20 protein-coding genes are annotated in these 20,643 nt (G+C 71.2%); 7 read left to right on the plus strand and 13 right to left on the minus strand.

Annotation, left to right across the window (positions count from 1 at the left end):
* Positions 1-332: 332 nt before the first annotated feature.
* Positions 333-1,589 carry an outer membrane beta-barrel protein gene (locus tag MTDSW087_RS23585; protein WP_144767307.1) on the plus strand — a complete coding sequence of 419 codons (1,257 nt, stop codon included), beginning with the start codon at positions 333-335 and terminating at the stop codon, positions 1,587-1,589.
* 199 nt (positions 1,590-1,788) lie between these two features.
* On the opposite strand, the gene serA is transcribed toward MTDSW087_RS23585, so the two are convergent.
* From serA to trmD, 5 genes are all read right to left on the minus strand, one after another.
* On the minus strand, positions 1,789-3,381 hold the full coding sequence (gene serA, locus MTDSW087_RS23590; protein ID WP_144767308.1) for a phosphoglycerate dehydrogenase: 1,593 nt from the start codon (positions 3,379-3,381) through the stop codon (positions 1,789-1,791).
* Between the two features lie 174 nt (positions 3,382-3,555).
* Positions 3,556-4,725, minus strand: a complete 1,170-nt coding sequence (locus tag MTDSW087_RS23595) for a phosphoserine transaminase (RefSeq protein WP_144767309.1) — start codon at positions 4,723-4,725, stop codon at positions 3,556-3,558.
* A gap of 116 nt (positions 4,726-4,841) precedes the next feature.
* Positions 4,842-5,132, minus strand: a complete 291-nt coding sequence (locus MTDSW087_RS23600) for a BrnA antitoxin family protein (RefSeq protein WP_144767310.1) — start codon at positions 5,130-5,132, stop codon at positions 4,842-4,844.
* The gene (locus MTDSW087_RS23605) at positions 5,129-5,377 is read right to left on the minus strand and encodes a BrnT family toxin (protein WP_144767311.1); all 249 of its coding nucleotides are present in this window, start codon (positions 5,375-5,377) and stop codon (positions 5,129-5,131) included. Before MTDSW087_RS23605 ends, MTDSW087_RS23600 begins: the two co-directional genes overlap by 4 nt.
* 56 nt (positions 5,378-5,433) lie before the next feature.
* Positions 5,434-6,147, minus strand: coding sequence for a tRNA (guanosine(37)-N1)-methyltransferase TrmD (gene trmD / locus MTDSW087_RS23610; RefSeq protein WP_144767312.1), 714 nt, complete (start codon positions 6,145-6,147; stop codon positions 5,434-5,436).
* A gap of 239 nt (positions 6,148-6,386) precedes the next feature.
* On the opposite strand from trmD, the gene MTDSW087_RS23615 reads away from it, so the two are divergent.
* Positions 6,387-7,175: a bestrophin-like domain gene (locus MTDSW087_RS23615; RefSeq protein ID WP_144767313.1), complete on the plus strand. Its 789-nt coding sequence runs from the start codon at positions 6,387-6,389 to the stop codon at positions 7,173-7,175.
* Positions 7,176-7,249: 74 nt separating this feature from the next.
* Here MTDSW087_RS23615 and rimM read toward each other — a convergent pair whose 3' ends face one another.
* From rimM to MTDSW087_RS23635, 4 genes are all read right to left on the minus strand, one after another.
* Positions 7,250-7,915, minus strand: a complete 666-nt coding sequence (gene rimM / locus MTDSW087_RS23620) for a ribosome maturation factor RimM (RefSeq protein WP_144767314.1) — start codon at positions 7,913-7,915, stop codon at positions 7,250-7,252.
* 150 nt (positions 7,916-8,065) lie between these two features.
* The gene (rpsP, locus tag MTDSW087_RS23625) at positions 8,066-8,428 is read right to left on the minus strand and encodes a 30S ribosomal protein S16 (RefSeq protein ID WP_144767315.1); all 363 of its coding nucleotides are present in this window, start codon (positions 8,426-8,428) and stop codon (positions 8,066-8,068) included.
* Positions 8,429-8,516: 88 nt separating this feature from the next.
* Positions 8,517-10,079 (minus strand): signal recognition particle protein, encoded by a 1,563-nt coding sequence (ffh, locus tag MTDSW087_RS23630; RefSeq protein ID WP_144767316.1) that lies wholly within the window; start codon positions 10,077-10,079, stop codon positions 8,517-8,519.
* Between the two features lie 20 nt (positions 10,080-10,099).
* Positions 10,100-10,312 carry a glutathione S-transferase gene (locus tag MTDSW087_RS23635; RefSeq protein ID WP_142583689.1) on the minus strand — a complete coding sequence of 71 codons (213 nt, stop codon included), beginning with the start codon at positions 10,310-10,312 and terminating at the stop codon, positions 10,100-10,102.
* A gap of 274 nt (positions 10,313-10,586) precedes the next feature.
* Here MTDSW087_RS23635 and MTDSW087_RS23640 point away from each other — a divergent pair, with 274 nt between their 5' ends.
* From MTDSW087_RS23640 to MTDSW087_RS23655, 4 genes are all read left to right on the plus strand, one after another.
* Positions 10,587-11,183, plus strand: coding sequence for an ATPase (locus MTDSW087_RS23640; RefSeq protein WP_144767317.1), 597 nt, complete (start codon positions 10,587-10,589; stop codon positions 11,181-11,183).
* Positions 11,184-11,727: 544 nt separating this feature from the next.
* Positions 11,728-12,750: an aromatic ring-hydroxylating oxygenase subunit alpha gene (locus MTDSW087_RS23645; protein ID WP_144767328.1), complete on the plus strand. Its 1,023-nt coding sequence runs from the start codon at positions 11,728-11,730 to the stop codon at positions 12,748-12,750.
* A gap of 75 nt (positions 12,751-12,825) precedes the next feature.
* On the plus strand, positions 12,826-13,062 hold the full coding sequence (locus MTDSW087_RS23650) for a DUF6894 family protein (RefSeq protein ID WP_144767318.1): 237 nt from the start codon (positions 12,826-12,828) through the stop codon (positions 13,060-13,062).
* A gap of 66 nt (positions 13,063-13,128) precedes the next feature.
* Complete coding sequence (locus MTDSW087_RS23655; protein ID WP_144767319.1) at positions 13,129-14,196, plus strand: MBL fold metallo-hydrolase; 1,068 nt, start codon at positions 13,129-13,131, stop codon at positions 14,194-14,196.
* Here the strand turns inward: MTDSW087_RS23655 and MTDSW087_RS23660 are convergent, their stop codons facing one another.
* From MTDSW087_RS23660 to hslV, 4 genes are all read right to left on the minus strand, one after another.
* On the minus strand, positions 14,197-15,036 hold the full coding sequence (locus tag MTDSW087_RS23660; protein ID WP_144767329.1) for an EamA family transporter: 840 nt from the start codon (positions 15,034-15,036) through the stop codon (positions 14,197-14,199).
* Between the two features lie 82 nt (positions 15,037-15,118).
* On the minus strand, positions 15,119-16,432 hold the full coding sequence (gene hslU, locus MTDSW087_RS23665; protein ID WP_144767320.1) for an ATP-dependent protease ATPase subunit HslU: 1,314 nt from the start codon (positions 16,430-16,432) through the stop codon (positions 15,119-15,121).
* A gap of 103 nt (positions 16,433-16,535) precedes the next feature.
* On the minus strand, positions 16,536-18,206 hold the full coding sequence (locus MTDSW087_RS23670) for a methyl-accepting chemotaxis protein (RefSeq protein WP_144767321.1): 1,671 nt from the start codon (positions 18,204-18,206) through the stop codon (positions 16,536-16,538).
* 68 nt (positions 18,207-18,274) lie between these two features.
* Positions 18,275-18,814: an ATP-dependent protease subunit HslV gene (gene hslV, locus MTDSW087_RS23675; protein ID WP_373321974.1), complete on the minus strand. Its 540-nt coding sequence runs from the start codon at positions 18,812-18,814 to the stop codon at positions 18,275-18,277.
* 185 nt (positions 18,815-18,999) lie between these two features.
* On the opposite strand from hslV, the gene MTDSW087_RS23680 reads away from it, so the two are divergent.
* Positions 19,000-20,277, plus strand: a complete 1,278-nt coding sequence (locus tag MTDSW087_RS23680) for an aspartate aminotransferase type Ic (RefSeq protein ID WP_144767323.1) — start codon at positions 19,000-19,002, stop codon at positions 20,275-20,277.
* The last annotated feature ends 366 nt before the right edge of the window (positions 20,278-20,643 follow it).

Genomic DNA, 20,643 nt, shown 5'->3' on the forward strand with positions numbered 1-20,643 from the left:
CCGGCTCGCGAGAGCCGGGGCCTTCCTGCATTTCGGACCGGACGAATCAGGTCTCGGCGGCGGCGATGCTGTCCCGTCGCATCACGCGGCCGGGAAACGACTATGCAGACCTATGGTCCGATGCGGCGAAGTCCGGGATTAACCCTTTCTTCACGATGCTCGACCCTGCGGCCTCGCAGGAATGTGACCTGGCCGCAACATCGCTGCGCCATCGCGGCTTCGCACCTGCGAATGCCTCTCAAGTAGGCAATTGCTCGCAGTTTGGTTTTGCTCTGCTAGGCCCAAACCGGCAACCTTGTCTGCATAGACAAAAAAGCCAGGGGCTCGAGACCATGACTTCCAAACTGTTCCTGCAGAGTGCGACGGCGATGGCCGCGGTTCTGCTCTGTCTCGGACAGGCTCAGGCCGCCGATATGCCGGTTCCGGCGCCCGCCCCGGCCGCGACGGGCCCCTGCAAGGTCGCGATCACCTTCCCCGCCTTCGGCGGCATCATCAAGCAGAACCCGGATCCGGCCTGCTTCCAGACCGGCATCGGCGAGATCTATGTCGGCGGCGCGGTGACCGGCTACGCCTACAATTACAGCGAGCGCCTGCCGGCCTTCTACACGCCCGTCGTGCCGGGCCAGCGCGACGACCGCGTCGGCCGCGTCGACTTCTCGAACGTGCAGGCCTTCATCCAGAAGGCCGACGGCCCGCTGCAATTCTACGTGCAAACCGGCCTGTACTCCATCCCGGCCCTCGGCTTCCCGACCTTCAGCGCCGTCGACCAGACCAACCTGCTCTTCGGCCCGCTCCCGGTCGTGTTCGGCAAGTGGCAGATCAACGACGAGTGGTCGGTCCAGGGCGGCCGCATGCCGACCAATATCGGCTCCGAGCTGGCCTTCACCTTCCAGAACCTGAACATCTCGCGCGGCCTGCTGTTCAACCAGGAGAACATCGTCAACCAGGGGGTGCAGATCAATTACTCCAGCGGCCCGCTCTCCGCCTCGGTCGCGGTGACCGACGGCTTCTACTCGGGTGAGCTGAACTGGGTCACTGGCGCGGTGGTCTACAAGCTGGACGACGCCAACACGATCGGCATCAACGGCGGCACGCACTTCTCGAGCTACAACAACGTCAGCCAGCCGAACCGCTTCTACTACGCCACCCCGCTGACCCTGCAGAACAGCAGCATCGTCAGCGCGAACTACACCTACGCGGCCGGCCCCTGGATCGTGACGCCCTACATCCAGTACACCAATGTCGAGCGGAACAACGTGCTCGGCCTCGTCGGCGCCGAGACCTTCGGCGGCGCGCTGCTGGCGAGCTACGCCTTCACCGACAACTTCGCGCTGGCCGGCCGCTTCGAGTACATCACCCAGAGCGGCAGCCGCTTCAACCCGTTCGGCCAGACCAACGTGCTCTACGGTGCCGGCAGCTCGGCCTACTCGTTCACGGTCACGCCGACCTTCACCTGGGACCGCTACTTCATCCGCGGCGAGTACTCGCATGTCGAGCTCGTCGACTTCACGGCCGGCCTGGGCTTCGGTCCCGCCGGTACGCGCGGCAGCCAGGACCGCTACATGGTCGAGACCGGCTTCACCTTCTGAGGCCGGAACGGGCATCCCGGCGACGGGATGCCCCAGCACGAAAGGGGCGGCCGCGATCCTCGCGGGCCGCCCCTTTCGCGTCTCGTTCCGGGAGTCGAGAGGGGGCACCCCTCTCGCGGGTCCAGGGCGGAGCCTTGGGAAACCTCGGGGCTCCGCCCCGAGACCCCGCCAAAGGGATGATCCCTTTGGAATCTCAGGATCAGAACCGGACGGGGCGCACGCGCTTCACCTGGGGGATCGCGGCGATCTTCGCGAGCACGGATTCGTCCACGGGGCCGTCCACCGCCACGAAGGCGATGGCGTTGCCGCCCTCCTCGTCGCGGCCGAGATTGAACGTGCCGACATTGACGCCGGCCTCGCCGAGCACCGTGCCGAACCGGCCGATGAAGCCCGGGCGGTCGTGGTTGCGCACGTAGAGCATGTGGGCCGAGAAGGGCGCCTCGATCTCGATGCCGCGGATCTCGACCACGCGCGGCTTGCCGTCGTGGAACACGGTGCCGGCGGCGTCGCGCGGCATGTCTTCGGCATCGACCACGATGCGGACCACCGATTCGAAGTTGCCGAGGCCGCCCTCGCGCTTGATCTCGTCCACGACGATGCCGCGCTCGCGGGCGATGGCCGGCGCCGAGACCATGTTGATCTCGGAGAGGAAGGGCCGCATCACCCCGGTCACCGCCGCGGCGGTCAGCGCGCGCGTGTTCATGCCCGCCACCTGCCCCTCGTAGGTGATGCGGATGCCCTTCACCGGTGCGTCGGTGAGCTGCCCGAGGAAGGAGCCGAGCTGCTCGCAGAGCGCCACGAAGGGCCGCAGCCGCGGCGCCTCCTCGGCGCTGATCGAGGGCACGTTGACGGCGTTGCGCACGGCGCCGGTGGCGAGATAGTCCGCCATCTGCTCGGCCACCTGCAGCGCCACCTTCTCCTGCGCCTCCGCGGTCGAGGCGCCGAGATGCGGCGTGCAGACGACGTTCGGGTGGCCGAAGAGCGGGTTCTCGTGGGCCGGCTCCACGGCAAAGACGTCGAGCGCCGCCCCCGCCACCTGACCGGACTCGAGGGCCGCGCGGAGCGCGACCTCGTCCACCAGGCCGCCGCGGGCACAGTTGACGATGCGCACGCCGCGCTTCGTCCGCGCCAGCGCCTCCGCCGAGAGGATGTTGCGGGTCTTGTCGGTGAGCGGCACGTGCAGGGTGATGATGTCGGCCCGCGCGAGCAACTCGTCGAGCTCCACCTTCTCGATGCCGATCTCGACGGCTCGCTCCGGGCTGAGGAAGGGGTCGTAGGCGATCACCCTCAGCTTGAGGCCGATGGCCCGGTCGGCGACGATCGCGCCGATATTGCCGCAGCCGACCACGCCGAGGGTCTTGCCCGTCAGCTCGATGCCGAGGAAGCGGTTCTTCTCCCAGCGCCCGGCTTGCGTCGAGGCGTCGGCCTGCGGGATCTGGCGGGCCAGCGCGAAGATCAGCGCCACCGCGTGCTCGGCCGTGGTGACGGCGTTGCCGTGGGGCGTGTTCATCACGATCACGCCGCGGGCAGTGGCGGCGGCCACGTCCACGTTGTCGACGCCGATCCCGGCGCGGCCGACCACGCGCAGGCGCTCGGCGACAGCGAGCAGCTTCGGCGTCACCCGGGTGGTCGAGCGGATCGCGAGGCCGTCGTAGCGGCCGATGATCTCGGCGAGGGCGTCCTTGTCCCTGCCGAGGTCGGGGCGGAAATCGGTGTCGATGCCGCGATCGCGGAAGATCTGGACGGCGGCGTCCGACAGGGCGTCGGAGATCAGGACCTTGGGGGCGGGCATCGGCGGCCTCGGGCTCGGCAGCGAGACGCGGGGCGCGCGCATAGCATCGGCCAGCCCGGCCGGGGCGCACCGGTCACGGAACGAAGGGGAGCGCCGCACGCAGCGCGGCGCGGGTTTCGACGGTGTCGCAGGCGAGCCGGCCCGGACGGGCCGCGCCGGCTCGGCGAAGGCGGGTCAGGCGGCCTGGGCGAGTTTCGCCTTCTCCTGGGCGAAGGCCCAGTCGAGCCACGGGGTGAGCGCCTGGAGGTCGGCGGCCTCGACGGTGGCGCCGCACCAGATACGCAGGCCGGCCGGCGCGTCGCGATAGGCGCCGATATCGAGGGCGACGCCCTCGGCCTCGAGCCGCTCGACGATGCCGGAGGCCACCGCCGCCACCGCCGCGTCGCCCCGGGCGAGCACGTCCGGATCCGTGATCACGAGGCAGACGCCCGTGTTCGAGTAGGTGGCCGGATCGGCGGCGAGATGCCCGATCCAGGGGGTGCGGGCGACCCAATCGTGGATCACCTTCGCATTGGCGTCGGCCCGCCCGTGCAGGGCGTCGAGGCCGCCGAGGCCCTGCGCCCAGGTCAGCGTGTCGATGTAGTCCTCGACCGCGAGCATGGAGGGCGTGTTGATGGTGTCGCCCTTGAAGATGCCCTCGATGAGCTTGCCGCCCTTCGTCAGGCGGAACACCTTCGGCACCGGCCAGGCGGGCGTGTTGCTCTCCAGGCGCGCCACGGCGCGGGGCGAGAGGACCAGCATGCCGTGCGCGGCCTCGCCGCCCATCACCTTCTGCCAGGAGAAGGTGACGACATCGAGCTTGTCCCAGGCCAGCGGCTGCGCGAAGGCGGCCGAGGTGGCATCGCAGATCGTGATGCCCTCGCGGTCGGCCGCGATCCAGTCGCCGTTCGGCACCTTCACGCCGGCGGCGGTGCCGTTCCAGGTGAAGACGACGTCGTTGTGCTGGGTGTCGATGGCCGAGAGATCCGGCAGCACGCCGTAGGGGGCCTTGTGGACCCGGGGGCTGATCTTCAGCTCCTTCAGCGCATCGGTGACCCATTCGAGGCCGAACGCCTCCCAGGCCGCGACCTCGACGGTCTTCGGGCCGAGCATGGTCCACATGGCCATCTCGACGGCACCGGTATCGGAGGCCGGCACGATGCCGATGCGGTAATCGTCCGGCACGCGCAGCATCGTGCGGGTGAGGTCGATGGCCTGTTTCAGCTTGGCCTTGCCGAGAGCCGAGCGGTGCGAGCGGCCGAGTGCCGCGTCACGCAGGGCTTCGAGGTTCCAGCCGGGGCGCTTAGCGCAAGGGCCGGACGAGAAATGGGGCACGCGGGGGCGCGCGTTGGGGCGGTCATACATCTCTGCGGATCCATCCTTCCAGATGGGCGCTCCTCGTTGGGGAGGAGTGTCCCGCCGCTGCCCATGCGCTCAAGTGCGCCCGCACGCAAGGGGCTTGAGCGCAACAGCGCGTGAGGTCAGGCCGCGCCCTTCTCCACATAGGCGCGCAGCACCGCGTTGACGCGGCTCTGCCAGCCCTCGCCGGAAGCACGCAGCTTCTCCAGCACGTCCGCATCGATGCGGATCGAGATCGCCTCCTTGGTGCGCGCCGGCCCGCGCTTGCGGATCGCGGCGGCCATCTCGGGGAAGACCTCGGCGAAGGGCCGGGCGGCGCGGACATCCGCTTCGGTCCATTCGGGATTGTCGGAGACCGCGTCCCAATCCTCGCGGGTATAGCCGCGGCCTTCCTTGAAACCGGATCCCGTCATGGGATGACCCTCCGTTCGTCGGATCGCGCGGGACGCATGCTGACGATCGAGATCGCCTCCTGCCCGAGGGGCCGGAACAGGACCGCGATCGGACGGCCGTCATGCGTTTCGAGGGCGAGCAGACGCCGCGAGTGGCTCGGCCGGACGACGGCCGACAGGAAGAAGCCGAGATCGAGCGCGGCGAAATCCAACCCGTGCTTGTCGAGGTCGGCCAAGCGCTTCGGCTCGTCCCAGACGATCTCGATGAGTCGCGTATATACAAGTTTGGGCGGCGTGTTTCAACGAGGCCGCACGGCCGGTCTCAGCTCTCCCGCCCCCGCGCGGCGATCAGATCCGGTCGCCGCTCGGCGGTGAGGCGCTCGGCCTCGGCCCGGCGCCAGCGGGCGATGGCGCCGTGGTTGCCGCCGTTCAGCACCTCGGGAATGGCGCGGCCCTCCCATTCGCGGGGCCGGGTGTAGTGCGGATATTCGAGGAGGCCGCCCTCGAAGCTCTCCTCCTCGCCCGAGGCCATCTTGCCCATCGTGCCGGGCAGAAGCCGCACGCAGGCATCGAGCAGGACGAGGGCCGCCATCTCGCCGCCGGAGAGCACGTAGTCGCCGATCGAGACCTCCTCCAGGCCGCGGGCCGCGATCACGCGCTCGTCCACGCCCTCGAACCGGCCGCAGACCGCGATCAGGCCGGGGCCTTCGGCGAGGGCGCGGACCCGGCCCTGCGTGAGCGGCCGGCCGCGGGGGGACATGAGCAGGCGCGGGCGGGGATCGTCGGCGGGGGCCGCCGCGTCGATCGCCGCGGCCAGCACGTCGCAGCGCAGCACCATGCCGGCGCCCCCGCCCGCGGGCGTGTCGTCCACGCTGCGGTGGCGGCCGATGCCGTGCGCGCGGATGTTGCGGGCCTCCAGATCCCAGGCGCCGCGCGCCAGCGCGTCCCCGGAGAGCGAGAGGCCGAGCGGCCCGGGGAACATCTCGGGATAGAGGGTGAGGACCGTGGCGCGCCACGGAACCGGGTCGGTCGTCATACCGGCGGTGATGGCCTCGCCCCGCACGCGGGTCAATTGCAGTGGCCGGAGCGCGCTCCGCCGAAGTGGATACCGGTTCGGCGTAAGAGCGCGCGTCGAAACAAGCAGGCGGGGCCGGTGCCGATTGCAATGCGATCGGCATCGGCTCCAGTCGCGGCGTTCACCGAATCCTAGCGCCGCCCCGGCAGTCTCGCCCGGCCCCGGGCCGTCGCGATCCGGGCGCGTCCCGGGAGCGCACCATGATCCTCGGCCTCTGGCTCGACCAGCCGCTCTGGCTGATGTTCGGCACGGTCGCCCTGCTGTTCGGGGCGGTGAGCGCGCTGCTCTGCGCGCTGACCTGGGCCGCGCCCACGCGCCCGCTGATGCAATGGCTCGGGACCGGCCTCGTGCCGACCTACTTCACCGCGATCTCCATGCTGCTCGCGCTGATGACCGGCTTCGTCGCCAACGACGCCTGGGAGCGGCAGCGCCAAGCCGCGAAGGTGGTGCAGACCGAGCGGGCCAACGCCCTCGCGATCCGCGACCTCAGCCTCGCCACGGTCTCGGACATGGCGCCGATCCGCAAGGCGCTCTCCGACTATCTCGAAGGCGTGGTCGGGGACGAGTGGGCCCGCATGCGGGAGGGTGCGTCCTCCCCGGCCGCCGGCGCGGCGCTCGGGCGCCTGCTGCAGACGGTGTCCGATCCGAGGATCGGCACCGAGGGGGGCGCAGCCGCCCACGCCGCCCTGCTCGACGCGGCGATGGCGCTGCGCGCCGCCCGCGGCGAGCGCCTCGCCCTCAGCGATGCGCAGGGGGACGAGACCAAGTGGCTGACGCTCCTCGTGCTCGCCGGCCTCACCCTCGTCGCGATCGCGCTGGTCCATCTCGACAGGCCGGGGGCGCAGGCCACGGCGCTGACCTTGTTCTCGGTCGCGGTGGTGACGACCCTCGGCCTGATCGCCGTGCACGAGCGCCCCTTCGACGGGCCGCTCGCCCTCAGCCCCGAGCCGCTGCGGATCGCCCGGGCGGGGATCCCGCCGCAACCATGAGGGAGGTGCTCCATCTCATTGATCGAGCCGCATTTTCTTTCGCGGAACCGGTATCCACTTCCGCGGAAAATGCTCTAGCCCGGATCGTCGGCCGGCTTCTCGCCCGGCGCCGCGAAGAAATCCTCGGGCAGCACCGCGACGATGCGGCGATTGGCGAGGTCGAGGCCCGGCACCGTGGCCTTGGTGAAGGGCAGGAGGGCGGTCGCACCGCCCTGCGCGGGCCGGATCTCCAAGAGGTCGCCGCCGCCGTAGTTCGGCACCGTGACGACGCTGCCGAGCACGGTGCCGGCCTCGTCCACCACGCTCACCCCGATCAGATCGGTGAGGTAGAACTCGTCCTCCTCCGGCTCGCTCAAGGCGGCGCGGGGAATCGAGAGGGTGACGCGGTTAAGGGCTTCCGCCCGGGTGCGGTCGTCGATGCCCTTCACCCGCACCAGCAGGATGTCGGGTGCGGCGCCGGGGGCGGGGCGCACGTCGAGCAGTTCGAGGCTGCGCCCGTCCGAGGCGCGCAAGGCGCCGTAGCCCGCGATCGCCTGCGGCTCGCCGGTATGGGATTTGAGGCGGACCTCGCCGTGCAGCCCGTGCGGGCGCCCGAACTCACCGAGCAGCACGAGGCCCGGATCGGGCGGCGCCGGCTTCGGGGGAGGGCCCTTGCGGGCCGTGGTCACCGCGGCCGGATCGAGCCGGCCGGTGCGCCGCGCGCCATCGCCGTGAGAGGAGGGTCCGGGACGACGGGCCATGCGGGGCGGCAAGTCCTTGTGCAGCTCTCCTCCCCCTTGCGGGGAGGAGCCGGAGGTGGGGGTGGTGCAGGATGGCGCGTCACGGTGCCATCTGCACCACCCCCACCCCTCTATCCCCGCCCCGCAAGGGGGAGGGGAGATCCGAGCAGCTTACGCCGCAGCGTCTTCGGCCGGGGCGGCGGCCTTCTCGGCGCGCTTGGCGGCGCGCTCCTTGGACTTGTCGCCCGGCTCGGCCTTCTGCGGGTTGTTGCGGGCGGGGCGCTTGGCGAGGCCGGCCGCGTCGAGGAAGCGCAGCACGCGGTCGGTGGGCTGGGCGCCCTTGGCGAGCCAGGACTGCAGCTTCTCGGTGTCGAGCACGATGCGGGCCGGATCGTCCTTGGCCTTCATCGGGTCGTAGGCGCCGACCTTCTCAATGAAGCGGCCGTCGCGCGGGGCGCGGGCGTCGGCGACGACGATGCGGTAGTAGGGGCGCTTCTTGGCGCCGCCGCGGGTGAGACGGATCTTGAGGGACATTTCTTACTCCTGATGCTTTGAAATCAAAAACATAATGCAAGTCGAGAGACCGGATCGGAACGATCAGCCGCTCACGGATCCCGTCGTTCTACTTCTTCTTTCCGAACGCGAGACCGCCGAGACCGGGCAGCCCCGGCATCTTCGGCCCGCCGAGTCCCGGAAGACCCGGCATCTTTCCGCCACCCAAGCCGGGCGGCATCGGCGGCAGCTTGCCGCCGAACTGCTTCTCCAGAGCCGCGATCTGCTCCGGCGTCGGCTCGGGCATCCCGGGCGGGAGGCCGGGCATGCCGCCGCCCATGCCGCCGCCGCCCAGGCCGAACATGCTGCCGAGCGCCTGGCCGATGCCGCGCTTGCCCGAGCCCATGGCCTTCATCAGGTCGGCCATGGTCCGGTGCATCTTGAGGAGCTTGTTGATCTCCTCGACCTTCACGCCGGAGCCCGCCGCGATGCGCTTCTTGCGGCTGTTCTTCAGCAGATCGGGATTCTTGCGCTCCTGCGGCGTCATCGAGGAGATGATCGCCCGCTGGCGCTTGAACATCTTCTCGTCGAGGTTGGCGCCCTCGACCTGCTTCTTGATCTGGCCCATGCCGGGCAGCATGCCCATCAGGCCGCCGATGCCGCCCATCTTCTCCATCTGGGCGAGCTGCATGGACAGGTCCTCGAGGTCGAACTTGCCCCTGCGCATCTTCTCGGCGGTGCGCATCGCCTGCTCGGCATCGATGGTCTCCGCCGCCTTCTCGACGAGGGAGACGATGTCGCCCATGCCGAGGATGCGGTTGGCCACGCGCGAGGGGTGGAACTCCTCCAGCGCGTCGACCTTCTCGCCGACGCCGACGAGCTTGATCGGCTTGCCGGTGACCGCCCGCATCGAGAGCGCCGCGCCGCCGCGGGAATCGCCGTCCATGCGGGTGAGCACGATGCCGGTGACGCCGAGGCGCTGGTCGAAGGCGCGGGCGGTGTTGACCGCGTCCTGGCCGGTGAGCGCGTCGGCGACGAGCAGAACCTCGTGCGGGTTGGTCGCCGCCTTCACCTCGGCGGCCTCGGCCATCAGGGCCTCGTCCACCGTGGTGCGGCCGGCGGTGTCGAGCATCACCACGTCGAAGCCGCCGAAGCGGGCGGCGTCCATGGCGCGCTTGGCGATCTGAACCGCCGACTGGCCGGCGACGATCGGCAGCGACTCGACGCCCACCTGCTGGGCGAGCACGGCGAGCTGCTCCATCGCGGCCGGGCGCCGCGTGTCGAGGGAGGCGAGCAGGACCTTGCGCTTCTCGCGCTCGGAGAGGCGCCGGGCGATCTTGGCGGTGGTGGTGGTCTTGCCCGAACCCTGCAGGCCGACCATCAGGATCGGCACGGGGGCGGGGGCGTTGAGGTCCACCGTCTCGGCCTCGGTGCCGAGCATCGCCACGAGCTCGTCGTTGACGATCTTCACGACCATCTGGCCGGGCGTCACCGACTTGAGCACGACGGCGCCGACCGCCTTCTCGCGGACGCGGTCCGTGAAGCCGCGCACCACCTCCAGCGCCACGTCCGCTTCGAGCAGGGCCCGGCGCACCTCGCGCATGGCGGCGGTGACGTCGGCCTCGGTGAGCGCACCGCGGCGGGTGAGCCCGGAGAGGATGCCGGAGAGGCGGTCGGAGAGACCTTCGAACATGCGGCTGGGGTCCGTCCGGCTTACTGGTGCAGCCCGGCCCGCTCGACGCGGCGGGCCTGGAGGTCGGCCTCGAAGGCCTGGATCGCGCGGGCGAACTTGTCCCGGCACTCCGTGTTGCAGAAGCCGACCACGGCGCCGTTGTAGAGCGTCAGCGCGTCGGCCGAGATCGGCTTGCCCGACCAGGGGCAGGTCTCGTTGATCGCATCCGCGATGTTGAGGCTCTCAGACGGCATGGCTCGATTCCTGATACCGATCGCCAACGCCGATGGCGCCCGAGGGCGCAGACGCGCTGTCGGGCGTTGACCTCCGGCCTCATGGGACCGGTCGGCCTCTCGGAATCGACGACGAGCGTCGGTCGGGGAGCGCGGGCCGTACCCGCGGGGCGCCGGGAAGTCAAGGTCGAGGCCCACAACCAGGGGCTTCAGGGCCGCCGGGCGGGCGCAGACTTTACGGATCGTTAAGCATGTTCCTTCACGGATGGTCAGGAACCGCAAGGACTGAACGCCGATGTCGGAACCCGCCCGCCACGTCCCGCCGAGCGAGAGCGGGCACCGCTCCGCCTCAGGCTCCCTGCGCGACTGGCTCGCTGCGATGCGCATGCAGACGCAAGCGGCGGCGCCGGGCCTCGACGCCCAGCCCGAGCCGCGTCCGGCCCGGCCCGAGCCGAGCTGGAGCCCCCGGCTCGTCGAGCCGGCCCCGCCTCCGCCACGCGAGTCCGAGCCCGAGGATTCGGACATCTCGGACCTGATGGCCGAGAACCTGATGCTGCAGGCCAAGCTCCGGGTCGAGGGCGAGCGGCAGGAGGCCCTTCAGGAGCTTCTCGCCCAGGAGATCCGCAGCCTGCGCGGCCATGTGCAGCAGGAGATGGACGCCCTCCAGGCCTTCCGCGTCGAGCGCGAGCAGATCCTGGCCGAACGCGACGCCCTGCGGGGCGAGTGCGCGCGGCTCTCCGCCGAGCGGGACGCGATGCGGGCCGAGCGCGACAAGGCGGAAACCGAGCGCGACGGCCTGCGCCTGGACATCGACCGCCTGCGCGAGGACGGCGAGCTCTGGCGCGCGCGCGCCGAGGCCCTCGCCCAGCCGCTGTTCCAAACCCGGCGCTGAGCCTCCGCACGTGCGAGATCTCTGAATTCTCGCCCTGAAGACGGCTGGCCGTCTTCAGGGCGCAAGCGCGACTGCGCGTCGGCGCCCATGCGCCGGACAGCGCCGAAGCCGGCGCAGACCAAAGAAGCCCAAAAACGCCGAAGGGCCGCCCGGGAGGGCGGCCCTTCCATTGCCGAACCGCAGGTCCGGCCGAAACTGTCCCGAGATCGGGTCTCAGGCGCCCTTAGAGGCAGGCGCCGGAGGCGACGGTCCAGGTCCGGAAAGCCGAAGACTGCGGCTGATGACAATGAGACACTGGATCACCTCCTTTCGTTCGTTGCGGGAGACACGAAGGTAGGCGGCCCCTCGGCGCTTGTGAAGGGCGCCGCCTGCGCCCTCTCGCCGCAATGCAGCGAACGGGGCAGCCTGCCGGGCCGCAGGCTTCCGCGGGCCGGCGTGGGGGCGTAAGAGGGCAGCCCGATCCGAGCCCAAGGCAGCCCGCCGCACCGTGTCCGTCTCCCCGCTGCCCAGCCAACGCCCCGACGACGCCCTCGACCCGGCGGCGATGCGCCAGCCCCTGCCGGATGCGTGGTACTGCGTGGCCGAGTCGCGCGCGCTCAAGGGGAATGGCCTCACCGCGGTCGCCCTCAACGGCGAGCAGCTCGTGCTCGGCCGCGGCGCGGACGGGACGGCCTTCGCGCTGCGCGACCGCTGCCCGCACCGGGGCATGGCACTCTCCAAGGGGCCCTTCGACGGCGACACCCTGATGTGCCCGTTCCACGGCTGGCGCTTCGGCACGGACGGGCGCTGCCGCGCGGTGCCGACGCTCTCGACCCACGATGCCGCCGACTTCTCGCGCATCGCGGTGCAGCGCTTCCCCGTGCGGGAGAGCGCCGGCTTCGTCTGGGTGAACCCGAGCCTGAACGAGGACGGGCCCGTGCCGGCGATCCCCGCGCTCGATTTCGAGCCGGCGGGCTCCCTGGTGGTGGCGCTCGAGGTCGAGGCCTCCTTCGACCTGACCACCCTCAGCCTCGTCGATCCCGGCCACGTCGCCTTCGTGCACGATTCCTGGTGGTTCCGGCCCTCGAAGGAGCTGCGCGAGAAGGTGAAGACCTTCCAGCCGGTGGAGCACGGCTTCGTGATGACGAGCCACGCGACCACGAAGAGCTCGCCGGTCTACCGGCTGCTCGGCGGCGTGCCCGAGGTCGAGATCGAGTTCCGCCTGCCCGGCGTACGGCTGGAGCGGATCATGGCCGGCGCGAAGCGGGTGGCCAACTACACCTTCGCCACGCCGCTCACCGCCAACCGGACGCTGCTGACCAACGCGCTCTACTGGAGCATGCCGGCGCTCAACCTGCTGAAGCCGGTGGCGCGCCCGCTGATGCGCCAGTTCCTGACCCAGGACCAGCAGGTGCTGCAGCACGCCCAGGCCGGGCTCGACCGCAAGCCCACCATGGTGCTGCTCGGCGACGGCGACCTGCCCTCGCAATGGTATTTCCGCCTGAAGCGCGAGGCGCTGGAATCGGCCCGCGCCGGCCGCCCCTTCGTCAACCCGCTGGAGCGGCGGGAGCTGCGCTGGCGCTCATGAGGCCGGCCGGCAAGGCTTCGTTAACCATAAAAGCGTAGCCGTTGCCGGATCGACCTCCTGCGCAGCGACGTGCCGATGCCCCGCTTCTTCATCGACCTGCACGACGGGTCCCAGCCGGTGCACGACGATGTGGGCTTCGAGCTGCCGGACCTCGCCGCCGCGCGCGGCAAGGTGACCCGCATCATGGGCGCGATCGCGCAGGACCTTCAGCCGGATCTGGAGCGCCAGGACTACGTCGCCTGCGTGCGCGACGACGGCGGCAAGGTCGTGTACCGCGCGCGGATGTCGCTGGTGGCGGAGGCGGTGGAGTAGGGCGCCCGCCGCACCATCGCGGATCCCGCGCTTGACGGTGGCGCGCGGCTCGCCATCTCCCAGGCCATGAAACGGCGAAGCCTGCTCACGGTCGCGAGCGCGGCCACGGTGATGACGCTCGGCGGCGTCGGCTACGCCGCGCATCGGCGCTCCCGCAACCCCTATTACCAGGGCCCGAAGAGCGACCATTTCGACGGCCTGCGCTTCCACAGCCCGGAGCAGGCGGCCGACAAGGACCTCGCCGACGTGATCCGCTGGCAGCTCGCGCGCAAGGGCGAGGCCTGGCCGGCGCAGTTCCCGAGCCCCTTCCCGCCGGACCGGCCGCCCGAGCGCGTGCCGGGCCTGCGCGTCGTGCTGATCGGCCATGCGAGCTATCTCGTGCAGGTGGCGGGCCGCAACATCCTGATCGACCCGGTCTTCGCCAAGCGCGCGAGCCCGACGCGCTTCGCCGGGCCGAAGCGGGTCAATCCGCCCGGCATCGCCTATGCCGACCTGCCGCCGATCGACGCGGTGCTGATCACCCACAACCACTACGACCATCTGGAGGGGCCGACGGTCGCCCGCCTCTGGCAGGACCACCAACCCGCGATCATCGCCCCGCTCGGCAACGACGCGATCCTCAAGGGCTACGACGACGGCATGCCCGTCGAGACCCGCGACTGGGGCGAGAGCATCGATCTGGGCCAGGGCCTCACCGTGCACCTGACGCCGGCCAACCACTGGTCGGCGCGCGGGCTGAACGACCGCCGCATGGCCCTCTGGTGCGCCTTCGTCCTGACCTCGCCCAGGGGCGTGCACTACCATGTCGGCGATACCGGCCTCGGCGACGGCGCGATCTTCCGGGAGGTGCGCACCCGCTTCGGCGCGCCGCGCCTCGCGACCCTGCCGATCGGCGCCTACGAGCCGCGCTGGTTCATGAAGCCGCAGCACATGAACCCGGAAGACGCCGTGGAGGCGCTGAAGCTCCTCGGCGCGGACCAGGCGCTCGGCCACCATTGGGGCACCTTCCGCCTCACCGACGAGGGCGTGGAGCGGCCGGCCCAGGCCCTCGACGCGGCCCTCGACGCGGCCGACTTGCCGCGGGACCGCTTCCTCGCGCTGCGCCCCGGACAGGTCTGGTCGGCCGAGGGCTGATCAGGGCGCGCCGCCCTCCGGCACGGCGCGGCCACGCCTGCGGCTCCCCAGGGTGATCCCCGCCGAGGCCGCGATCACGCAGGCGATGGCGAACCATTGCAGGGCCGTCAGATGCTCGCCGAGGACGATGAGCGCCGCGAGCGCGGCGATCGCCGGCTCCAGGCTCATCATCACGCCGAAGCTCTGCCGGTCGAGGCGGCGCAGGGCGAACATCTCGAGCGAGTAGGGCAGGGCGCTGGACGCGATGGCGACCGCGAGCCCGCTCACGAGCACCGGGGCCGCGAACAGGGCGGAGCCCGCCTCCGCCAGGCCGAAGGGCGCGACGACGACGGCAGCCGTCGTCATGCCGAGCGAGACGGCCTGGCCGCCATGGGCCCGGCCGGCGCGCTGGCCGAACAGGATGTAGAGCGCCCAGGCCAGAGCCGCCCCGAGGACGTAGGCGACGCCGACCGGATCGAGGTCGCCCACCCCGTCCGACGCGCCGCCGAGCGGCAGCAGCAGCCACAGCCCCAGCACCGCGAGCCCGATCCAGAGGAAGTCCGCCGTCCGCCGCGAGGCCGCGAGCGCAACGGCGAGCGGCCCCGCGAACTCGATCGCCACCGCCGGTCCGAGCGGGATGGTGCGGAGCGCCATGTAGAACAGCAGGTTCATGAGGCCGAGCGCCGCCCCGTAGAGCAGGATCCAGCCGGCATCGCGGGCATTGAGGCTGCGCCGCCACGGCCGCCAGACGGCGAGCAGGATCAGCGCAGAGAACCCGACCCGCAGGGCCGACACGCCCGCGGCGCCGACCAGCGGGAACAGGCTCTTGGCGAAGGCCGCCCCGGTCTGGAGCGAGACCATGCCGGCGACGAGAGCCACGACGGGCAGGAGCAGGGCGGCGGGGCGGGATTCGGTCACGGATCGGCCGATGCCGCGCGCGGCCCTACAGAATGAAGCGGCTCAGATCCGCGTTCGCGGCGAGGCTCTCCACCCGGGTGCGGACATAGGCCGCGTCGATCGCCACCGTGTCGCCGCCGCGGTCGGTGGCGGTGAATGAGATCTCGTCGATCACCCGCTCCAGCACCGTCTGCAGGCGGCGCGCTCCGATATTCTCCACCGAGCCGTTCACCTCCACGGCGACGCGGGCGAGGGCGTCGATCGCGTCCTCCGAGAAGTCGAGGGTGACGCCCTCGGTGGCCATCAGCGCCACCGTCTGCTTGATCAGGCTCGCCTCGGTAGCGGTAAGGATCTGCTTGAAATCCTCGACTGTAAGCGGCTGCAACTCCACGCGGATCGGCAGTCGGCCCTGCAATTCCGGCAGCAGGTCGGAGGGCTTCGAGACGTGGAAGGCGCCCGACGCGATGAACAGGATGTGGTCGGTCTTCACCGGCCCGTGCTTGGTGGCGACGGTGGTGCCCTCGATGAGGGGCAGGAGGTCGCGCTGCACGCCCTCGCGCGAGACGTCGGCCGAGGAGCGGCCTTCCCGCGCGCAGATCTTGTCGATCTCGTCGAGGAAGACGATGCCGTTGTCCTCGACCTCGCGGATCGCCTCGCGGGTGAGCGCGTCGTCGTCCACGAGCTTGTCGCTCTCCTCGGCGAGGAGCGGGGCGTGGGCGTCGCGCACGCTGATGCGGCGGGGCTTGCCACGCTGGCCGCCGAGCGCCTTGCCGAGCACGTCGCCGATATTGATCGCGCCCATGGAGGCGCCCGGCATGCCGGGAATCTCGAACATCGGCAGGCCCGCCGGGCCGCCGCTCGCGAGTTCGAGCTCGACCTCCTTGTCGTCGAGCTCGCCGTTGCGCAGCTTCTTGCGGAAGCTGTCGCGGGTGGCCGCGCTCGCGGTGGCGCCCACCAGGGCGTCGAGGATGCGCCCCTCGGCCGCGGCCTCGGCCTTGGCCTGCACCGCCTTGCGCTTCTCCTCCCGGGTCAGGCCGATGCCGACCTCCACGAGGTCGCGCACGATCTGCTCCACGTCGCGGCCGACATAGCCCACCTCCGTGAACTTCGTGGCCTCGACCTTCAGGAAGGGCGCGCCGGCGAGCCGGGCGAGGCGGCGGGCGATCTCGGTCTTGCCGCAGCCGGTCGGCCCGATCATCAGGATGTTCTTGGGCGCCACCTCCTCGCGGAGCGGGCCCGTGAGCTGCTGGCGTCGCCAGCGGTTGCGCAGCGCGATCGCCACCGCCCGCTTCGCGTCGTGCTGCCCCACGATGAAGCGGTCCAGTTCGGAGACGATCTCGCGGGGGGAAAACGTGGTCATCGCTTGGGGCCAGCCTCGAGCGCTCATCGGCAAACGGACAAGCCCCGGAATGGGGTCCCGGGGCTCGCCGCGCAAGGGGCTTATGGGCGACCCGGGGCCAGCCTCAGGCCGCGCGCACCCCGCCGATGAAGCCGTCGACCTCGGCGCTGAGGCCGCCAGCGCGGTGAGCCAGCTCGCCCGCCGCCGCCAGCACCTGCTCGGCGCCGGCCCCCGCCTCGCTCGCCGCGCGCCGGACCTCGGCCAGGAACACCGTCACCGCCTCGGTGCCCTCCGCGGCCTCCGAGACGCTGCGGGCGATCTCGCTGGTGGCGACCTGCTGCTCCTCCACCGCGGCGGCGACGCCGAGGGCGATCTCGTGCACGCTGCCGATGGTGCTGTCGACGGCGCCGATCGCGGCGACCGTCTCGCGGGTGGCCTTCTGGATCGTGGCGATCTGGGCGGTGATCTGGTCGGTGGCCCGGGCCGTCTGGCCGGCGAGTTCCTTGACCTCGGCGGCGACGACGGCGAAGCCGCGGCCGGCCTCGCCGGCCCGGGCCGCCTCGATGGTGGCGTTGAGCGCCAGCAGGTTGGTCTGCCCGGCGATGCTCGCGATCAGGCTCACCACCTCGCCGATGCCGGCGGCGCTGCGCTCCAGGATCTCGACCTGCTCCTGGCCGCGCCGGGTGCCCTCGACGGCGCTGGCCGCGGCATCGGCCGTGCGCGCCACCTGCTGGCCGATCTCGCGGGCACTGCTGGCGAGCTGCTGGGCGGCCGCCGCGACCGACTGCACGCTCGACGCCGTCTCCCGCGCGCGGCCAGCCCCGGCCTCGGCGCGTCCGCTCGTCGCATCGGCATTGCCGGCGAGCGTCCGGGCGGTGGCCTCCATCTCGGCCGCCGCCGCGGCGAGGTGCTGGACCAGCTCGCCGACGCTGCCCTCGAAGGACTGGGCCATCGCGTTCATCTCATTGCGCCGCGCCGCCCGCGCGGCGACCCCGGCGCGCTCCTGCTCGGCGCGCAGGCCCTCGGCCGTGCGCATGGCCTCGGCGAAGACCTGCATGCTCGCCCAGATCGCGCCGATCTCGTCGCGGGTCGGCTTCACGGCGGGCAGGTCGTGCTGGCCGCCGGCGAGGCGGCGGATCGCATCGGAGACCGCGGCGAGCGGCCGGGCGATCCGGCGCTGGGCGATCAGGCCGCAGAGCACGGCGCTGCCGAGCGTGCCGCCGATCGCGAGCGCCAGCAGCAGGATCATGCGCTGGTTCACCAGCCGCTCGGTGGCCGCGTCGATCGCCTCGACCTCGGCGCGGCCGCGCTTCACCAGCTCGGTGATGCCCGCCTGGAAGGCGCGGCGGTTGTTCTGGTTGGCGTCGTTGAAGCCGAGATCGGCCGCGGCCTTCGGCGCGACCTCGGTGCCGGCCCGGGCGATCTCGGTGCGCATCGCGGCGAAGGCGGCCGCATCCCGCTTCAGCGCCTCGAACAGCGGCCGGTCCGCAGGGCCGACGATCGGCTCCCAGGTCTTCAGCAGGGCGTCCATCGCGGCGAGGCCCTTGACGATCCCGTCCGCGTATTTGCGCGCCTCGGTGCGGTCGGCGGAGGCGTAGACGCCGCGCGAATCCATCGTCACCTCGGAGGCGAGGCGGTTCAGGTTCGCGCCGTTGAGGGCGCGCGTCGCGGCGAGCTTGGTGTCGTCGATGGCATCGCCGAAGCTGATGAGGGAGCCGATGCTGACCCCCGCCACCATCAGGGTCACCGCGCTGCAGCCCGCGACGAGCGCGAGCAGTTTCGTGCCGATCTTCATGTGCTGGTGCCCCGCTCCCCCGGGGGCACCATGCGCACAATATCTCAAACCATCCTTAATGGCAGGATTTATCGTTCACTCACATCGTCGAGGCTCTCGATCACGAGGCTGCCGTTCGTATAGACGCAGATGTCGGCCGCGATCTTCATCGCGCGCCGGACTATAGTCTCCGCATCATGCTCGCCGTCTTCGAGCGCGCGGGCGGCGGCGAGGGCGTAATTGCCTCCGGAGCCGATCGCCATCACGCCGGTCTCGGGCTCCAATACGTCGCCGGCCCCGGAGAGCAGCAGGCTCACCTCCTTGTCGGCGACCAGCATCATCGCCTCGAGCCGGCGCAGGTAGCGGTCGGTGCGCCAATCCTTGGTCAGCTCGACGCAGGCGCGGGTGAGCTGGCCGGGATACTGCTCGAGCTTGGCCTCCAGGCGCTCGAACAGGGTGAAGGCGTCCGCCGTCGCCCCCGCGAAGCCGCCGATCACCGCGCCCTTGGCGAGCCGCCTCACCTTGCGGGCATTGCCCTTCACGATGGTCTGGCCGAGGCTGACCTGCCCGTCGCCGCCGATGACGACGCGGCTGCCCTTGCGCACCATCAGGATCGTCGTCGCATGCATGCGCGGGGGGGCGTCGTGCTCGGCCAAGGCTGTCTCCGGTGGCGTCGTCAGGTGAGGTCTTCGCGCCGCAGGTAAGCGCTGGCCGGCCCGAATGCCAACGCGGTGCTTGACCTCGCGCCGAAATTGCGCGCTCAGGACCCGCAAACCAACCGACCCCGACCGGGAAAACGCCAAGGAGAGGCGCCATGCCGCCGCTGTCCGAACTGTCCAACGACGCGCTCGCCGACCTGCGCGCCGGCCTCCGCCAGGAATTCGAGGCGCTGAAGGGCCAGGGACTCAAGCTCGACATGACCCGCGGCAAGCCGGCCTCGGCGCAGCTCGACCTCTCGGCCGAGATGCTGGCGCTCCCGGGCAACCGCGACACCACGGCCGAGGACGGCACGGACGCGCGCAACTACGGCAACCTGCAGGGGCTGGCCGAGACCCGCGCCCTGTTCGCGACGCTGATGGGCGCCCCGGCCGACCAGATCGTGGTCGCCAACAATTCGAGCCTCGCGCTCATGCACGACACCATCGTCTACGCGCTGCTCAAGGGCGTGCCGGGCGGCAAGGGGCCCTGGTCGAAGGAGGAGCCGATCAGCTTCCTCTGCCCGGTGCCGGGCTACGACCGCCACTTCGCCCTGTGCGAGGGCTACGGCATCCGCATGATCCCGGTGGAGATGACGGGCGAGGGCCCGGACATGGACGCCGTCGAGAAGGCGGTCGCAGACCCGTCCGTGAAGGGCATCTGGTGCGTGCCGAAATACTCGAACCCGAGCGGCGAGACCTACAGCGAGGCGACCACCCGGCGGCTCGCCGCGATGAAGACCGGCGCGCCCGATTTCCGCATCTTCTGGGACAACGCCTACGCGGTGCATCACCTGACCGCCGAGCGGCCGGCGCTCGCCAACATCCTCGAAGCCTGCTCGGAGGCCGGCAACCCGAACCGCGCCGTGGTCTTCGCCTCGACCTCGAAGGTGACGCTCGCCGGCGCCGGCCTCGCGCTCTGGGCCTCGTCGCCGGAGAACGTGCGCTGGTACCTCGCCCAGGCCGGCCGCCGCTCGATCGGGCCGGACAAACTCAACCAGCTCCGCCACGTCCGCTTCCTGCGCGACGATGCCGGCATCGCCGCCCATATGGACAAGCACCGCGAGCTGATCGGCCCGAAATTCGCGGCGGTCGACGAGGCCTTCGCGGCGCGCCTGAACGGGCAGGGCGTCGCCCGCTGGAGCGCGCCGAAGGGCGGCTACTTCATCACGCTCGACGTGCAGGACGGGACGGCGAGCAAGGTCGTGGCGCTCGCCAAGGAGGCCGGCCTCGCGCTGACGCCGGCCGGCGCCACGCATCCCTACGGCAAGGACCCGCACGACCGCACGCTGCGCATCGCGCCGACCTTCCCGAGCCTCGCCGAGGTGCGCAAGGCGGCCGAGGCCGTGGCGCTCTGCACGCTGCTCGCCGCCTGCGAGGCGCGGCTCGCGGGCTGACACGGACATCCCCTCTCCCCGCTTGCGGGGAGAGGGTCGCGACGACCCCGTCGTCGTCGCGACGAGGCGGCAGCCGAGGGTGAGGGGGCGGTTTCGATAGAGGCTTTTCCGGAGCCGCACCCTCACCGCCGCTCCGGCTCACGCCTCCGCTTCCTGCCTGCACGACAGGGTGCAGGCAGGCCTCTCCCCGCAAGCGGGGAGAGGGGGGCGGGAACCCCTCAGCGCTGGCGGCTCTTCACGCTCACGATGTTGGAGGCCTGGGCCTTCCGCTCTGGGAGGATCTCCTGGACCTTTGCGACGATGGCGGCGGCGTCGAGCCCGGCCTCGGCATACATCCGGTCCGGCGTGTCGTGGTCCTGGTAGGCG

Origin of the sequence: Methylobacterium dankookense (genome assembly GCF_902141855.1) — a bacterium.
In the GTDB taxonomy this organism is placed as follows: Bacteria; Pseudomonadota; Alphaproteobacteria; order Rhizobiales; family Beijerinckiaceae; genus Methylobacterium; species Methylobacterium dankookense.

What these genes read in the sequence shown, in the direction of transcription:
- MTDSW087_RS23585 (WP_144767307.1), top strand. Translation starts at nt 333, where the DNA reads ATGACTTCCAAACTGTTCCTGCAGAGTGCGACGGCGATGGCCGCGGTT.
- serA (WP_144767308.1), bottom strand. Translation starts at nt 3,381, where the DNA reads ATGCCCGCCCCCAAGGTCCTGATCTCCGACGCCCTGTCGGACGCCGCC.
- MTDSW087_RS23595 (WP_144767309.1), bottom strand. Translation starts at nt 4,725, where the DNA reads ATGTATGACCGCCCCAACGCGCGCCCCCGCGTGCCCCATTTCTCGTCC.
- MTDSW087_RS23600 (WP_144767310.1), bottom strand. Translation starts at nt 5,132, where the DNA reads ATGACGGGATCCGGTTTCAAGGAAGGCCGCGGCTATACCCGCGAGGAT.
- trmD (WP_144767312.1), bottom strand. Translation starts at nt 6,147, where the DNA reads ATGACGACCGACCCGGTTCCGTGGCGCGCCACGGTCCTCACCCTCTAT.
- MTDSW087_RS23615 (WP_144767313.1), top strand. Translation starts at nt 6,387, where the DNA reads ATGATCCTCGGCCTCTGGCTCGACCAGCCGCTCTGGCTGATGTTCGGC.
- rimM (WP_144767314.1), bottom strand. Translation starts at nt 7,915, where the DNA reads ATGGCCCGTCGTCCCGGACCCTCCTCTCACGGCGATGGCGCGCGGCGC.
- rpsP (WP_144767315.1), bottom strand. Translation starts at nt 8,428, where the DNA reads ATGTCCCTCAAGATCCGTCTCACCCGCGGCGGCGCCAAGAAGCGCCCC.
- ffh (WP_144767316.1), bottom strand. Translation starts at nt 10,079, where the DNA reads ATGTTCGAAGGTCTCTCCGACCGCCTCTCCGGCATCCTCTCCGGGCTC.
- MTDSW087_RS23635 (WP_142583689.1), bottom strand. Translation starts at nt 10,312, where the DNA reads ATGCCGTCTGAGAGCCTCAACATCGCGGATGCGATCAACGAGACCTGC.
- MTDSW087_RS23640 (WP_144767317.1), top strand. Translation starts at nt 10,587, where the DNA reads ATGTCGGAACCCGCCCGCCACGTCCCGCCGAGCGAGAGCGGGCACCGC.
- MTDSW087_RS23645 (WP_144767328.1), top strand. Translation starts at nt 11,728, where the DNA reads ATGCGCCAGCCCCTGCCGGATGCGTGGTACTGCGTGGCCGAGTCGCGC.
- MTDSW087_RS23650 (WP_144767318.1), top strand. Translation starts at nt 12,826, where the DNA reads ATGCCCCGCTTCTTCATCGACCTGCACGACGGGTCCCAGCCGGTGCAC.
- MTDSW087_RS23655 (WP_144767319.1), top strand. Translation starts at nt 13,129, where the DNA reads ATGAAACGGCGAAGCCTGCTCACGGTCGCGAGCGCGGCCACGGTGATG.
- MTDSW087_RS23660 (WP_144767329.1), bottom strand. Translation starts at nt 15,036, where the DNA reads ATGGTCTCGCTCCAGACCGGGGCGGCCTTCGCCAAGAGCCTGTTCCCG.
- hslU (WP_144767320.1), bottom strand. Translation starts at nt 16,432, where the DNA reads ATGACCACGTTTTCCCCCCGCGAGATCGTCTCCGAACTGGACCGCTTC.
- MTDSW087_RS23670 (WP_144767321.1), bottom strand. Translation starts at nt 18,206, where the DNA reads ATGAAGATCGGCACGAAACTGCTCGCGCTCGTCGCGGGCTGCAGCGCG.
- hslV (WP_373321974.1), bottom strand. Translation starts at nt 18,814, where the DNA reads ATGCATGCGACGACGATCCTGATGGTGCGCAAGGGCAGCCGCGTCGTC.
- MTDSW087_RS23680 (WP_144767323.1), top strand. Translation starts at nt 19,000, where the DNA reads ATGCCGCCGCTGTCCGAACTGTCCAACGACGCGCTCGCCGACCTGCGC.